General features: G+C 58.7%; 14 protein-coding genes. 3 read left to right on the top strand and 11 right to left on the bottom strand.

Annotated features, from left to right (window positions below; translation table 11 throughout):
* Positions 1–23: 23 nt before the first annotated feature.
* The 4 genes from ACG9DO_RS05185 to ACG9DO_RS05170 form a co-directional block, all read right to left on the bottom strand.
* Entirely contained in the window at positions 24–1,217 is a 1,194-nt protein-coding gene (locus tag ACG9DO_RS05185; protein ID WP_394730659.1) for an acyl-CoA dehydrogenase family protein, read from the bottom strand.
* Between the two features lie 154 nt (positions 1,218–1,371).
* A complete protein-coding gene (locus ACG9DO_RS05180) occupies positions 1,372–2,223 on the bottom strand; it encodes an acyl-CoA dehydrogenase family protein (RefSeq protein WP_394730658.1) in 852 nt (283 codons plus the stop codon).
* Positions 2,223–3,374 carry an acyl-CoA dehydrogenase family protein gene (locus tag ACG9DO_RS05175; RefSeq protein ID WP_394730657.1) on the bottom strand — a complete coding sequence of 384 codons (1,152 nt, stop codon included), beginning with the start codon at positions 3,372–3,374 and terminating at the stop codon, positions 2,223–2,225. Before ACG9DO_RS05175 ends, ACG9DO_RS05180 begins: the two co-directional genes overlap by 1 nt.
* Before the next feature lie 6 nt (positions 3,375–3,380).
* Positions 3,381–4,565, bottom strand: a complete 1,185-nt coding sequence (locus ACG9DO_RS05170; protein ID WP_394730656.1) for an acyl-CoA dehydrogenase family protein — start codon at positions 4,563–4,565, stop codon at positions 3,381–3,383.
* A 93-nt stretch (positions 4,566–4,658) separates the two neighbouring features.
* On the opposite strand from ACG9DO_RS05170, the gene ACG9DO_RS05165 reads away from it, so the two are divergent.
* From ACG9DO_RS05165 to ACG9DO_RS05155, 3 genes are all read left to right on the top strand, one after another.
* Positions 4,659–5,444, top strand: a complete 786-nt coding sequence (locus ACG9DO_RS05165; RefSeq protein WP_394730655.1) for an enoyl-CoA hydratase-related protein — start codon at positions 4,659–4,661, stop codon at positions 5,442–5,444.
* A 160-nt stretch (positions 5,445–5,604) separates the two neighbouring features.
* A complete protein-coding gene (locus tag ACG9DO_RS05160) occupies positions 5,605–6,114 on the top strand; it encodes a c-type cytochrome (RefSeq protein ID WP_394730654.1) in 510 nt (169 codons plus the stop codon).
* A gap of 37 nt (positions 6,115–6,151) precedes the next feature.
* A complete protein-coding gene (locus tag ACG9DO_RS05155; protein ID WP_394730653.1) occupies positions 6,152–6,814 on the top strand; it encodes a cytochrome b/b6 domain-containing protein in 663 nt (220 codons plus the stop codon).
* Positions 6,815–7,069: 255 nt separating this feature from the next.
* Here the strand turns inward: ACG9DO_RS05155 and ACG9DO_RS05150 are convergent, their stop codons facing one another.
* From ACG9DO_RS05150 to ACG9DO_RS05120, 7 genes are all read right to left on the bottom strand, one after another.
* Positions 7,070–8,449, bottom strand: coding sequence for an MBL fold metallo-hydrolase RNA specificity domain-containing protein (locus ACG9DO_RS05150; protein WP_394730652.1), 1,380 nt, complete (start codon positions 8,447–8,449; stop codon positions 7,070–7,072).
* A 73-nt stretch (positions 8,450–8,522) separates the two neighbouring features.
* Positions 8,523–10,295, bottom strand: a complete 1,773-nt coding sequence (locus ACG9DO_RS05145; protein ID WP_394730651.1) for a SulP family inorganic anion transporter — start codon at positions 10,293–10,295, stop codon at positions 8,523–8,525.
* Positions 10,296–11,525: an FAD/NAD(P)-binding oxidoreductase gene (locus tag ACG9DO_RS05140; protein WP_394730650.1), complete on the bottom strand. Its 1,230-nt coding sequence runs from the start codon at positions 11,523–11,525 to the stop codon at positions 10,296–10,298. It abuts the gene before it with no gap.
* Positions 11,526–11,549: 24 nt separating this feature from the next.
* Positions 11,550–11,963: a TIGR01244 family sulfur transferase gene (locus ACG9DO_RS05135; RefSeq protein WP_394730649.1), complete on the bottom strand. Its 414-nt coding sequence runs from the start codon at positions 11,961–11,963 to the stop codon at positions 11,550–11,552.
* Entirely contained in the window at positions 11,963–12,382 is a 420-nt protein-coding gene (locus tag ACG9DO_RS05130; RefSeq protein WP_394730648.1) for a DUF6691 family protein, read from the bottom strand. The genes ACG9DO_RS05135 and ACG9DO_RS05130 overlap by 1 nt, the downstream gene beginning before the upstream one ends.
* The gene (locus tag ACG9DO_RS05125; RefSeq protein WP_394730647.1) at positions 12,379–12,828 is read right to left on the bottom strand and encodes a YeeE/YedE family protein; all 450 of its coding nucleotides are present in this window, start codon (positions 12,826–12,828) and stop codon (positions 12,379–12,381) included. The genes ACG9DO_RS05130 and ACG9DO_RS05125 overlap by 4 nt, the downstream gene beginning before the upstream one ends.
* Positions 12,825–13,757, bottom strand: a complete 933-nt coding sequence (locus ACG9DO_RS05120) for an MBL fold metallo-hydrolase (RefSeq protein WP_394730646.1) — start codon at positions 13,755–13,757, stop codon at positions 12,825–12,827. Before ACG9DO_RS05120 ends, ACG9DO_RS05125 begins: the two co-directional genes overlap by 4 nt.
* Between the last annotated feature and the right edge of the window lie 14 nt (positions 13,758–13,771).

Genomic DNA, 13,771 nt, shown 5'->3' with positions numbered 1-13,771 from the left:
TCCTAACCCTTACCCTTCCGCGCTCAAAGCTGCAGAATTGCCTTCGTGATGATCTCGCGCTGGACTTCGTTGGAGCCGCCGAAGATCGAAAGCTTGCGATTGTTGAAATATTGCGAAGCGACCGGGCCTGCCCATGACGGGCCTATTGGTTCGCCATTGTAACCTTCCTCGAAGCTTTCCGCGACAAAGGGCTGCGCATAACGGCCCGCTGCACGCACCATCAGATCGTTGATTTCCTGCCGGATTTCCGTACCCCTGATCTTGAGCATGGAGCTTTCCGCGGTCGGTACCCCGCGGCCCGCTGCATCAAGCACGCGCAGGTTCGTCGTCTTCATATTCTCCATGTCGATTTCAAGCTTGGCGAGGCGCGCTGCGAAGAACGGGTCTTCGCCGATCGGCTTGCCATTACGCTGCGCGGTCTTTGCCACCTCTTTCAGGCGCTCCAATGCGGCCATCGACATGCCAACGCCGGCAATGCCAGTGCGCTCGTAGGTCAAAAGGTACTTGGCATAGGTCCAGCCCTTGTTCTCTTCGCCGACAAGGTTGCTGACCGGAACCTTCACATCGGTAAAAAAGACCTCGTTCACTTCATAATCGCCGTCGAGCAGCTTGATCGGACGCACTTCGATACCCGGCGTTGTCATATCGATCAGCAGGAATGAAATGCCTTCCTGACGCTTACCTTCATTGCTGGTGCGCACGAGGCAGAAGATCCAGTCGGCATGTTGACCCATCGTCGTCCAGGTCTTCTGGCCGTTGACGATGTAATGATCACCGTCGCGCACAGCCTGAGTTTTCAGGCTAGCGAGGTCTGACCCGGCACCTGGCTCCGAATAGCCCTGGCACCACCAATCCGTGCCATCGAGGATGCGCGGCAGGTAATGCTGGCATTGTTCTTCCGTGCCGTATTTGATCAGCACCGGTGCAAGCATGGAAACGCCGAAAGGCACCACGCGCGGCGCGTGAGCAAGCGCGGTCTCCGTCTCGAAGATGAACTTTTGCATCACGGTCCAATTGGTCCCGCCATACTTTTCAGGCCAATGCGGCGCGAGCCAGCCGCGCTCGTTCAAGATCGCGTGCCATTCCTCCATGTCCGCTTTGGTCAGGTGCTTGCCCGTGCGTACCTTTTCGGACAGCCGCGTAGGCAGTTTCTCAGCTAGAAACGTGCGCACCTCCTCGCGGAATGCTTCGTCTTCAAGCGTAAAATCGAGATCCATATCGTCCTCTTTCCGGCCTTATTCGAACAGCTGATTCGCAAGTGACCCTGCGGAATCCTTGTGTTTCGAAAGCTCTGGCCTCTTCTCCGGCTTGCAGCATAGCAAAAAATGCCCGTTTTGTGCGGGTTTGAGCGAAATTTTTTGCCGATCGCGGCTAACGGTGGAGCCTGCGCCGGACCCAGTCCAATACCGTGTCGTTCGATGCCAAAGCCGCCTCGCCAATAACCGCGTCCCAATGGCTTTCCCCGCCGCAAGCGAGCCGCCACGTCTGCATCCGCCGAGTGTAGAGTTGGAGGTCGTACTCCGCGCTAATTCCGATTGCGCCGTGCACGGCATGGGCGGTTGCTGCGATCGAGGCCGCATAACGGCTGGCGATGGATTTCGCTGATGCGGTGCAGAGCAGGTCAGGTTCGCCAGCGCTGCACGCGAGCTCCACCGAGAGACGAACGGCGATCATCTCCTCGGCCATCACCGCAAGCTGCTGCTGAACCGCTTGCTGGCGTCCGATCGGCTTCCCGAATTGCACCCGTTCATTGGCATAGGCGATGCTCATCTCGAGCACCCGTTCCGCCGCACCTGCGATCTGCGCGGCATAGACCAGCGCGAGTTGCACGCGCGTTTCCCCTGAAGCAAGAGTGACCGGCGTGCCGACTGCGCCTCCGCGCCACAAGGCATCCAGCGTTTCCGGCGCGCCTGCTGGCTGCAACGGCCCCTCGGGAATGGTGTCGCCTTGGGCCGCAAGCAGCCCGCGCAAGACTACGCTCTCACCAACAGGCAGTGGCACCGCATGACGACCCAGCGCCATGAACAGCGTGCCCGCCGCATCCCAGCCAAGGCCGAACCCGCCGCGATCTTCCGCGACAAGCGCATTGAGAAAGCCGGATTGCTCAACCGCAGCCCAGGCAGGCTGCCAATCACCGCCCTTCTCAAGAGCCCGGATACATGCGGGAGGAAAAGTGTCCGCCAGCATCCGTTCGAACGGCTCTAGGATCTCCGCAAATTGCATCACCGCAGCCCTAGCCCTCGCGCGATGATGCCTCGCAGGATTTCGCGAGTCCCCCCGCGCAGCGAAAAGCTCGGCGCAATATGCGCGGTGTATTCCAGCGTCCGGTAAAGTTCCTCACTCACCGGCTCGTGCGGATGGCTGGCAAGGTCGTCGCCAATCCTGCGCGGCAGGTCCTGTTCAAAAGCCGTGCCGAGGTCTTTTACAACGCTCGCTTCGACCACCGGGCTCTCGCCTGCTGCGAGCCGCGCGGTAACGGCTATCGACATGGCTCTCAGAGCGCTCATCCGCGCGATCATCTCGCCGAGTAGCGGATGGGTCTGCCGGTCGTCTCGCTTCGTCTGGCGCAGGTGGGAAAGCCATGTTTGGAGCAATATTATGCTTGAATAGATCCGTTCAGGACCGCTCCGTTCGAACGCCAGTTCGGCTGTAACCTGTTGCCATCCTTGACCTTCTTCGCCGATCAGCGCGCCTGCCGAGAGATTGACATTGTCAAAGAAGACCTCTGCGAAATGCGCGTCTCCCGTGAGATCCTCGATCGGCTTGATCGTTACTCCTGGCGCTTTCAAGTCTATGATAAGTTGGGACAAACCCTTGTGACGATCCTCGCTCGTGCCTGATGTCCTGACCAGTGCAATCATGTAGTCCGAATGCACCGCCCCGCTGGTCCAGATCTTTTGTCCGTTGACGCGCCAGCCGGTCTCAGTCTTTTCGGCCCGCGTGCGTACACTGGCGAGATCGCTGCCGGAGCCAGGCTCGCTCATGCCGATGGAAAACAGCATTTCCCCGCGACATATCGCAGGGATGTATTTGCGGCGCTGCTCCTCAGTCCCGTAGTTGAGGATCAGCGGTGCGCTTTGCCGGTCAGCGATCCAGTGTGCTGCAACCGGAGCGCCTGCGGCGAGCATCTCCTCGACCACTACAAACCGCGCGAACGGCCCGCGCCCTTGCCCGTCATAGTCGGTGGGGATTGTCAGGCCGAGCAGTCCTGCTTCGCCCAGCCGCTTGCTGAATGCGAGATCATATCCCTGCCAGCTACGCGCCCTTTGATCGAGCGACATTCTCGCCGCTGCTTCTTGCGCGAGCGCGCGTGCTGTCTTGCGCAGCGCCTCGTCCTCTACCGGAATGCGCGCAAGGGTCAGCTGCTCAAACATCCGTGCTTAGAAACTCTTTGGCAGGCCGAGCACATGGGTCGCGACATGGCTGAGGATCAGGTTCGTGCTGATCGGCGCAACCTGATAGAGCCGCGTTTCGCGGAACTTGCGCTCAATGTCGTACTCCTCCGCGAAGCCAAATCCGCCATGGGTCTGGATGCACATGTCAGCGGCCGCCCAGCTGGCTTCGGATGCGAGCATTTTCGCCATGTTCGCCTCGGTCCCTCCCGCGTGCCCTTCTTCGAACAGGCGCGAGGCCTTGTTGACCATTTCCGCCGCAGCGGCGACCTGCACGTAGGCGCGCGCAATCGGGAACTGCACGCCCTGATTTTCGCCAATCGCTCTCCCAAAGACTTCGCGATCCTTCGCATAGGCGCTCGCTCGGTCGATGAAGAAACGCCCGTCGCCAATGCACTCTGCCGCGATCAGCACGCGCTCTGCATTCATACCGGAGAGGATATACTTGAAGCCCTTACCTTCCTCGCCGATCAGGTTCTCGGCAGGCACTTTCAGCTCGTCAAAAAACAGCTCTGTTGTCGCATGGTTGAGCATCGTGCGGATCGGGCGGATGGTAAGGCCATTGCCGACCGCCTCGCGCATATCGACCAGCAGGACGCTCATCCCGTCTGATGGCTTCGCAGCCTCTTCACGCGGCGTTGTGCGGCACAGCAGCACCATCAGGTCGGAATGTTCAGCGCGGCTGATCCAGATTTTCTGGCCGGAGACGACATAATGATCGCCTTCACGACGCGCGAAGGTGCGGATGCGGGTGGTGTCCGTTCCTGCGCCCGGCTCAGTGACGCCAAAGGCCTGCAGGCGAAATTCGCCGCTCGCAATCGCTGGCAGGTAGCGCTGCTTCTGTTCGTCAGAGCCATGCTTCAACAGCGTCCCCATCGTGTACATCTGCGCATGACACGCGCCGCCATTGCAGCCCGAGCGATGGATTTCCTCCAGCACTGCGCAGGCGGCCTGAAGGCCAAGGCCCGAGCCGCCGAATTCTTCCGGAATTAGCACGGATAGAAAGCCAGCCTTCGTCAGGGCCTGCACAAATTGAGTCGGATAGGCACGCTCGCGATCAAGCTTCTGCCAGTATTCGCCGGGAAAATCCGCGCAGAGCCGCCGCACTGCTTCGCGAATTTCTGGAAAGCTTTCCTGTGCGTCCATCGTCTGATTTCCGATTGCCTCTCTCATCCCATCTGTAAAAAGGCGGTTGCAAAATACAACCGATTGCTTGCAGGAAAGCGGTGAGCAAAGCGCGCAGACGTTTCGCGCAAGGGAGACAGCATGAGTGATTTTGAGACTATCAAGCTGGATATTGCGGGGGATGTCGCGACCATAACCTTGAGCCGGCCGGACAGGTTGAACGCCTGCCCGCCGCAAATGGCCGACGAAATCTTCGCTGCAACGCGGCAGCTGGGCAACGCGCGCGCTCTGCTGATCAAAGGCGAAGGTCGCGCGTTCTGTTCCGGTGCTGACCTTGCTGCCAGCAGCGAGAGCTCCATCACCGGCGGCGATAGATCATTCACGTCGCTCTCGCAAAGTTACAACCCCATGATCAAGGCGGTCGCTACCCTGCCTCTGCCAGTGGTCTCTGCAGTGACCGGACCTGCAGCAGGTATCGGGTGTTCTCTGGCGCTGGCGGCAGACTTCGTGATTGCGGGCAAAGGCGGATACTTCCTTCAGGCCTTCGTCAATATCGGTCTCGTGCCCGATGGCGGTTCAAGCTGGATGCTTCCGCGCCTTGTCGGACTTGCGCATGCCAACCGGATGATGATGCTCGGCGAGCGGATCTATGGCGAAGAGGCTGAGCGGATCGGGCTGATCTACAAGTGCGTCGACGATGATGCGGTGTTGAGCGAAGCCAGTGCGTTAGCGGCGCGGCTTGCATCGGGGCCAACCGTGGCACTCGGCCGGATGAAGCACAATATCCGTGCCGGGCTGGATTCCGATTTCAGCACGACCTTGCATGTCGAAGCTGAAGGACAGAAGATCGCGGGAGACAGCGCCGATGCACACGAAGGCATGACCGCTTTCCTTGAAAAGCGCCAAGCAGAGTTCAAAGGCATCTAATCGCGGTCAAGCTGGCGGCGTGAAAGCTTGGATGTAATCGGTGCAGTTGCTCTCGGAACCAGTTCCCAGCATGAGCGCTTTATCTTCATGTCCCGATCAAGAGGGGCATGGGCGGAGCTAGCCTTCGCTATCCTTCTGTGCCGAGAAAGGAAGCAAGCCGATGACACGTAAACCGATGATTGCCAGTGCAGCATGTGCCGCATTCCTGCTGACCCTTGCCGCTTGCGGGGACACTGCGGAGGCTCCAGCGCCTGCGCCTGATCAGGCGAGCAGCGAAGAGAGCCCAGGCAATGTCATCGAACTGCGTCAGGCCAATTTCGAAGCGATGGGTGATGCGTTCAAAGCGATCCGCGGCCAGCTCGAAGGGGATGCGCCTGACTTTGCGGTCATCGAAGAAAGCGCACAGGCGATCGGCGCTCGCATTTCTGCCAACAAGGATCTGTTCCCGGAAGGCACCGGGATCGATTCCGGCGCGGACACCGAAGCGCTTGAAGTCATCTGGGAAAAGCCTGAAGACTTTGCGGAATCGGCAGACAAGCTGATTGCTGCAAGCGAAGCCCTCGCGGCAGCGGCAGCATCGCAAGATCTCGGCGCAGTGCAGCAAGCGGTCAAGAACCTCGGCGGTTCATGCAAAGCGTGTCACGATGTCTTCCGGCTCGATAAAGACTGACAACATGGCGCTGCTACGCTGAGGCCCAAGCGCTACGATGGGGAGCCACACCATCCGCGTATGGGATTTGCCCGTTCGCCTATGCCATTGGGGCACGGCGCTCGCCATCCCTGCGCTGTGGTGGACCGCTGAGAATGGCGAGATGGGCTGGCACATGCGCATAGGCCTGTTCCTGCTGTTCATTCTGACCTTTCGCGTGCTGTGGGGTCTTATAGGCACACGTACCGCGCGCTTTGCACAATTCGTTAGGGGACCGCGAACAGTCTGGCGCTATCTGACGGGCTCCGCCCCGCATGATCGCGTGGGCCACAACCCCCTTGGCGCGCTGAGCGTGATTGTCTTGCTGGGTATCCTTATCGCTCAAGTCACGCTGGGCCTGTTCGCAGGCGATTCCTTTGACGGGGCAACCGGCCCGCTGAATGAACACGTCGGCGTCATGACAGCGGATTGGATGACTGACTGGCATAAGACCTTGTTCGACGTCATAGTGGTTGTCTCTGGGCTGCATATCGCAGCAATTGCGTTTTATTGGCTGGCGAGACGCAACAATCTCGTCACGCCAATGATTACAGGCAATCGCGCTGCTTCGGGTTTGCGCGGGGCCGGTAACGACAGCGTTTCATTCTGGCGCCTTACTGCATCCTGCGTCATCGCAGCATCGCTGGTCATTTGGCTCGAAGCTGGCGCACCGACCATCTGAGAAACTGGCAAATAGCACCGGAAGAGCGCTCGAAGATGAATATTATCTACATGATATTACGCAACATTTATCTGCCGTTTTGAGGTCGGGAGCCGATAGTGGCCCCTTTGCCCGCAACCTGAAACGGATTCGAGTCCAGCCCCACGAATAATCGCGGTCGGTGATTCCTTAGTAGCTCCAATCAAGGCGATTTCGAAGTCGCATTCTCGCCAAAGCAAGTCGGGCAACCCAATCGCGCGAGACAGCTACACAGCCTCATTGCGGGTCTAAAATAGAGATAGATTCGAGATGCTCAGGCACTCGGACGTTCCAGCCCAATTCATGGTCTATCCTGAAGCGCAAGGCATCGGCAGCGGCGGGTTCGCCGTGCGTGACATAGGTCATCTTGGGTACCGGGGCCTCACCCATCCATTGCAGTAATTCATCCGCATCGGCATGACCCGAAAGTCCTTCAAGTTGGACGACTTCGGCTCGGATCAAGATATCTTCACCAAATATGCGCAATGTGCGTTCACCCCTGACTAGCGCCTCTCCTCTGGTGCCTCCCGCCTGAAATCCCGACAACACGATAGCATTCTTCGGGTCCTGTCCGAAGCTGACAACATGATGAAGTATTCTTCCTCCGGTCAGCATGCCGCTGGCGGAAATGATGATCTTTGGCTCGGTCTGAAGGTTGAGCGCCTTTGATTGTTCGACTGTCTGCACACGCGTTGCAAGATCGAACATGGCCTTGCATTCATCCCAACTTGCACGGTGCTCATCATGATGCTGATGATAGATATTGGTCGCATTCACGCCCATCGGCGTGTTCAGATAAATTGGAACGTTCGGGATCGCTCCTCGACCGCGAAGCCTTGCCATTTGGAGCATCACCCCCTGCACCCGGCCGATCGCAAAAGCTGGAACCAAAATGGTGCCACCTCGCCCTGTGACCCGATTTATTACTTCAGCCAGTTCTGCTTCACCATCGAGCACAGCATGCTTGCGATTTCCATAGGTTGACTCCGTAACCAGAATATCTGCGCCAGCAAACGGCAAAGGGTCACGCATCATGGGATCAGTCGGTCGGCCGATGTCGCCACTAAAACAGATTGTACGTCCATTGACGTCAACATAGATGGACCCGGCACCAAGTAGATGACCAGCCGGGACAAAACGTGCCACAATATTATCGCCGAGGTCCAAGCCTGTTCCAAACTCAGTCGTTTCAAACAGATCGAGGGCAGCCAAAGCATCTTCAACGGTGTAGAGAGGCAGTGGATCATGGTGCCGGGAATAGGCCTTCCGCCGAGCGTAGTGCGCTTCCTCCTCTTGCAGATGGGCGCTATCGGGCAATAACAACTCGCACAATTCGAACGTCGCCAATGTCGAGTGGATGCGGCCCTTGAAGCCATTTTTCACCAATGCTGGAAGATAACCCGAATGGTCGATATGCGCATGAGTAAGCAGGACGTCTGAAATTGAACTTGGAGGGACGGGAAATGGGTTCCAATTTCGCAGACGAAGTTGCTTGTAACCCTGGAAAAGACCGCAATCGACCAAGATGCGCCGTTTCTCGGTTTCGACCAGGTACCGAGAGCCAGTCACGGTTCCCGCTGCCCCCAAGAAAGTGAGTGAAGGCTGATCTTCGCTCATTACCCAATTCGTATCCTTCAATTTTGACGTTTATGCTTTATTATTCTTGCTTCATCGGCACCTATCGCAGCCATCAGATCAGGCCCCGCGGCAGGTAGTAATCATGAGACTCAGGTGGGGTTCCGTCATCCGCGACCAACTTGTCGAACGCGCGTGATTGCGAAAGAAACACCTCGCCATTGAGTTCTTCAATGAAATGGGACCGTTTGAGGCGATCCATGACCGGCCCTTTCACCTCGGACAGGTGCAGTCCAATCTTGCCATCACCAAGCCGGTGATTGATCGCTTCGAGACTTTCGAGGCCTGACGCGTCGATTTCGTTGACTGCGCTGCACATCAGGATGACGTGGCGTAGCTCAGGGCGTTCGGCGACCCGTTCAAGCACATATTCTTCCAGCCACCGCGCATTGAGATACGTAAGCGCCTCATCGATGCGGATCGAGAGGACATGCGGGACCGTAAACACACTATGCCGTTCGACATTACGGAAATGTTCGGTCTCCGGGACGCGCCCCACGATCGCTGCGTGCGGGCGGCTTGCACGCCACAGATACAAAAGCAAGCCGACGGCCACGCCTGTGATCACCCCCACTTCGACCCCCGCGATCAGGGTGAACCCGATTGTCGCAATATGGGCAGCGAAATCCGCCTTAGAATAACGCCACAATTTGCGCGGCGTCTTCAAGTCGACCAGGCTCAGGACCGCAACGATGATTGTCGCGGCCAATGTAGCAATCGGCAGGCTGAACAACAGCGGGGTGAGAAACAGTGTTGCTAGTGCAATACCTACAGCAGTGTACGCACCGGCAGCTGGGGTTTGAGCGCCGGCATCAAAGTTCACTGCTGAGCGTGCGAACCCGCCCGTAACCGGATAGCCGCCTGAAAACGCGCTGGCGACATTGGCCGCGCCAAGTCCGATCAACTCCTGGTCAGGTGAAATTCGCTGGCGGCGTTTGGCGGCAAGTGTCTGAGCGACCGATACGCTTTCGACGAAGCCGATGATCGAGATGAGAAGTGCAGGTACCCAGAGCTTTTCTATCAACGATACATCGGTGCTCGGCAGCGCAAAAGGTGGCAGCCCTTGCGGGATCGCGCCGACCAGATTTACGCCCATCGCTCCCAGGTCGAACATGACGACAGCAAGGATCGTGAGCACAACTGCGACAACCGGCCCCGCTTTCGCAATCGTGTCGGCTGCCCGCTCCGGCAGTCCAATGCGCTGCAAGGCAGGCTTTGCCCCTTTTCGGACCCAGAACAGGAAAAGCATTGCCGGTATGCCAAGGGCAAGCGTCCAGACATTCGTGTTGCCGATCGCACTGCTGAGCGAACCAAGCATCTCCGGCCAGTTGTCACCGCCTGCGTTTATCCCGAGAACATGTTTGATCTGGCTGGTCGCAATCAGGATGCCGCTCGCTGTGATGAAACCGCTGATCACGGGGTGCGACAGGAGGTTGGCGAGAAATCCTGCGCGAAGAAAGCCGAGCACCGCCAACATCACGCCCGAAAGCATCGCTAGCGTGATGGCGGCTTCCAGATATTCTGCCGTACCCTGGGCCGCGACGGCTCCGGCAGCACTCGCAGTCATGAGAGATATCACTGCGACCGGCCCGACCGCAAGCGTGCGGCTCGTCCCGAAGATCGCATAGAGCACCAATGGCAGGATCGACGCATAAAGGCCGACGACCGGCGGAAGGCCTGCCAGCAGCGCATAGGCCAGGCTCTGCGGGATGAGCATTATGGTGACGATTACTGCCGCCATCAGATCGTCCGTCAGGACCTTGCGATTATAGGCCCGCGCCCACTCAAGGATTGGGAGATATCGGGATAGCACTGAAGCGGCGCCCATTTATTGCGCGATCAGGCCACCAGGACCCGCCAGCCACTCGCGCCCCTTGAGCATGCCGTTCCAATAAAGCCAGGGCAGGAAATCGGCCTTGAGCATCCACGACAGCCGCTGTGCCTTTGTGCCGTCGATCAGCCAGGTCGGGAAACTGGGTGCCAGCTTCCCGCCATAAGCAAACTCGGCAAGTACAATCTTGCCGCGCTCGACCGTGAGCGGACAGGAACCGTAGCCGTCATAGCCTGCGGTCGGTCCCTTGCCGTCGAGCTGGCGCAGCGCATTGACTGCAACAACGGGGGCCTGCTTGCGGGCTGCCGCCGCGGTCTTCGCGTTCGGCATCGATCCGGCATCCCCAAGCCCGAACACGTTTGGATAGCGCACATGCTGCAGCGTGTGCTGATCGACATCGGTGAACCCGCTCTCCGCCGCCAAGGGACTGTCGGCCAGAAACTGTGGCGCGACCTGTGGCGGCACGACGTGCAGCATGTCGAATTCACGCGTGATTTCCCCGTCTTTGGTCTCGAATGTCGCGGCTTGCGCAGTGCCGTCGACCGCAATCAGATTGCTGCCGAGCTTCAGGGCTATTTTGTATTTCTCGACGTACTCCATCAGCGCCGGGACATAGTCCTGCACGCCGAACAGGACCCCGCCGGCATTTCGAAACTCGACCTCCATACCGCCGAGCACGCCCGCGCGCAGCCAGTGGTCGCAAGACAGATACATGGATTTCTGGGGTGCGCCCGCGCATTTGATGGGCATGCCAGGCTGAGTGAAGATCGCACGGCCCGATTTCAGGCTCCGGACAAGCTCCCAAGTGTAGGGGGCGAGATCATACCGATAATTTGAGGTTACGCCGTTCTTGCCCAGTGTTTCCTCAAGCCCGGCGATTTTCTCCCACGCCAAACGGATGCCCGGTGCAACGATCAGGATCTCATACTGCAGGGTCGAGCCATCCTCGAGTGTTACGCAGTTGTCCTCCGGCTGAAAGGACGCTGCGGCAGCTTTCACCCACTGCACACCCTTGGGCATGACCCCTGCCATCGGTCTGCGCGTCACTTCTGGTTCGAAGATGCCGCCACCGACCATGGTCCAGCCAGGCTGGTATGCGTGAGTATCGGAGGGTTCGACGATGGCGATATCGAGGCCGGAACGGCGCTTCAGCATCGATGCCGCAGTTGCTATCCCGGCCGCGCCGCCCCCAATAACGACGACCTCATGTCTAGCTGATTGGGCCACGGCCTGCTCTCCATATGAAGTAGGTTAACCGCACAGCCGACCGGCCAGGGCGGAAAGATCGTATCCGGCTTCACGCGCCACCTCGAACCGCTCTTCAGCGCTGAGGTTATGCGGATTGGCCAGAGTTTCGAGTGTGATGGAGCGAGTGCCTGTGCGGCAGTAGGCAACCACTTTGCCTTGTGTACCGAGGCGAATGGCCTTGAATGCGGCTACCGCCGGTTCGGGGAACTCGCCTCCGGATACGGGAATATGATGGAAGGCGAGGCCCGCCGTCTGCGCCGCATCGCGCATTTCCGAGGCGGTGGGCTGCCCAGGTTCTTCGCCATCCGGGCGATTGCAGATGATGGCAACGAAGCGCTCTTTCGCAAGCACACTCATGTCTTCCAGATGAAGCTGAGCGGCGACGGCAAAATCGTCCGAGACTTTTCTGACATCCATCAACTGTTACCTTCGAGCAGGCGCACGACACCCATGCCGGCGAGCATAGCTACGACGAAAATCGCAGCAGACACCGGCTCGATCACCAGGGCAGCCACCCCCGGCCCCGGACACAATCCAGCAATGCCCCAGCCGATACCGAACAGTGCCGAACCGCCGATGAGCTTGGCCGTCAGGTCCGTCCGATCAGGCAATGAGAATTTTTCCGCGAAAATCGGGTGGACCATGCGCTCGCGAAAGCGCCAGGCGACCGCCATGACGATCACTGCGCCGCCCATGACAAAAGCGAGCGTCGGGTCCCAGTTGCCGAACATATCGAGGAAACCGCGAACGCGTGCCGGGTTGGTCATACCGCCCAACGCGAGGCCCGCACCAAACAGCGTCCCTGAGGCCAAGGGAGGCAAGAGGCGGCGCATCATCGCAGCACCTCGAGGCCAGCCGCATTCATGATCGCAACGGTTGCAATCCCGGCCGCCATGAAGGTCAGAGTCGCCACTATCGAACGCTGTGACAACCGGCTAACGCCGCAGACACCGTGACCGCTGGTGCATCCGCTCCCCAACCGCGTGCCGATTCCGACGAACAGGCCCGCAATAACAAGAACTGCAGGACTGGCGAACCTTGCTTCCAGTCCGCCCGAAGCGAGGGCAACGATAGCCGCGCCAAGTGGGAGGCCCAGCAGAAACATCCACGCGCTCGATTTTGACATGCCGCTATCGCTGATGCCGGTCGCGCGCGCCGTGATACCGGAAACTCCGGCAATCCGGCCAGCGCCTAGCAGCATCAAGGCCGCAGCAAGGCCGATGAGAATACCACCGCCAAGGCCTTCAAGCGGCGCCGCTTCAGGAAATCCGGGAAGCATCATAACGCGTTCACCGGAATCTTGATGTAGCTGACTCCGTTGTCCTCAGGCTCCGGCAGGCGACCACCGCGGATGTTGACTTGTACCGACGGCATGATGAGGTTGGGCATCGCCAATGTCTTGTCACGCGAGGTTCGCATCTCGACGAATTCGTCCTCGCTTACACCGTCTTTCACATGGACATTCTCGCGCCGTTGCTGACCAACAGTGGTCTCCCATGCGTATTCATCGCGACCCGGTGCCTTGTAATCGTGGCACAGAAACAACCGGGTCTCTTTCGGCAATGACAACAGACGACGGATCGACTGGAAAAGCTGACGCGCATCGCCACCGGGAAAATCTGCGCGCGCCGTGCCGAAGTCGGGCATGAAAATCGTATCTCCGACAAAAGCAGCGTCGCCGAAGATGAAGGCCATATCTGCGGGGGTGTGACCGGGTACATGCAGCGCAATGCCCTCGATCTTGCCGATTTGAAATGTCTCTCCATCGCTGAAGAGGTGGTCGAACTGGGATCCGTCGCGTTCGAAGTCGGACCCAGCATTGAACAGTTTGCCGAACACCTCCTGCACCCGGATGATGTCCGAGCCAATCCCAAGCTTGCCACCGAGCTTGTCCTGCAGATAGGGCGCGGCCGAGATGTGGTCTGCGTGCGCATGAGTCTCGATAAGCCAATTAACTGCCAGGTTATTCGAGTTCACGTATTCGACTATGCGATCTGCTGAACCGAACGAAGTACGACCAGCTGCAGCTTCATAGTCGAGTACCGAATCGATGATGGCAGCCTCGAGCGTCTCGGGGTCATGGACTACGTAACTTACAGTAAATGTAGCCTCATCGAAGAAACCCGCGATCGACGGGCGAAGCGTTTTCTCCCCTTGCGCACGCTTGATTTGGTCAGTCGCTGCCTGAAGAGGTGCATCTACGGTGGACATACCTAATTCCTTAA

Origin of the sequence: Altererythrobacter sp. GH1-8, assembly GCF_043702085.1 — a bacterium.
Taxonomy (GTDB): Bacteria; Pseudomonadota; Alphaproteobacteria; order Sphingomonadales; family Sphingomonadaceae; genus Erythrobacter.
The sequence above is the reverse complement of the archived record's forward strand: the minus strand, read 5'-3'. Positions and strand labels throughout refer to the sequence as shown.

Bases quoted from the DNA above. Each gene is read 5' to 3' on its own strand.
- ACG9DO_RS05185 (WP_394730659.1), bottom strand. From the start codon at position 1,217: ATGGATCTCGATTTTACGCTTGAAGACGAAGCATTCCGCGAGGAGGTG.
- ACG9DO_RS05145 (WP_394730651.1), bottom strand. From the start codon at position 10,295: ATGGGCGCCGCTTCAGTGCTATCCCGATATCTCCCAATCCTTGAGTGG.
- ACG9DO_RS05130 (WP_394730648.1), bottom strand. From the start codon at position 12,382: ATGATGCGCCGCCTCTTGCCTCCCTTGGCCTCAGGGACGCTGTTTGGT.
- ACG9DO_RS05160 (WP_394730654.1), top strand. From the start codon at position 5,605: ATGACACGTAAACCGATGATTGCCAGTGCAGCATGTGCCGCATTCCTG.
- ACG9DO_RS05180 (WP_394730658.1), bottom strand. From the start codon at position 2,223: ATGCAATTTGCGGAGATCCTAGAGCCGTTCGAACGGATGCTGGCGGAC.
- ACG9DO_RS05165 (WP_394730655.1), top strand. From the start codon at position 4,659: ATGAGTGATTTTGAGACTATCAAGCTGGATATTGCGGGGGATGTCGCG.
- ACG9DO_RS05150 (WP_394730652.1), bottom strand. From the start codon at position 8,449: ATGAGCGAAGATCAGCCTTCACTCACTTTCTTGGGGGCAGCGGGAACC.
- ACG9DO_RS05125 (WP_394730647.1), bottom strand. From the start codon at position 12,828: ATGATGCTTCCCGGATTTCCTGAAGCGGCGCCGCTTGAAGGCCTTGGC.
- ACG9DO_RS05155 (WP_394730653.1), top strand. From the start codon at position 6,152: ATGGGGAGCCACACCATCCGCGTATGGGATTTGCCCGTTCGCCTATGC.
- ACG9DO_RS05120 (WP_394730646.1), bottom strand. From the start codon at position 13,757: ATGTCCACCGTAGATGCACCTCTTCAGGCAGCGACTGACCAAATCAAG.
- ACG9DO_RS05135 (WP_394730649.1), bottom strand. From the start codon at position 11,963: ATGGATGTCAGAAAAGTCTCGGACGATTTTGCCGTCGCCGCTCAGCTT.
- ACG9DO_RS05175 (WP_394730657.1), bottom strand. From the start codon at position 3,374: ATGTTTGAGCAGCTGACCCTTGCGCGCATTCCGGTAGAGGACGAGGCG.
- ACG9DO_RS05170 (WP_394730656.1), bottom strand. From the start codon at position 4,565: ATGAGAGAGGCAATCGGAAATCAGACGATGGACGCACAGGAAAGCTTT.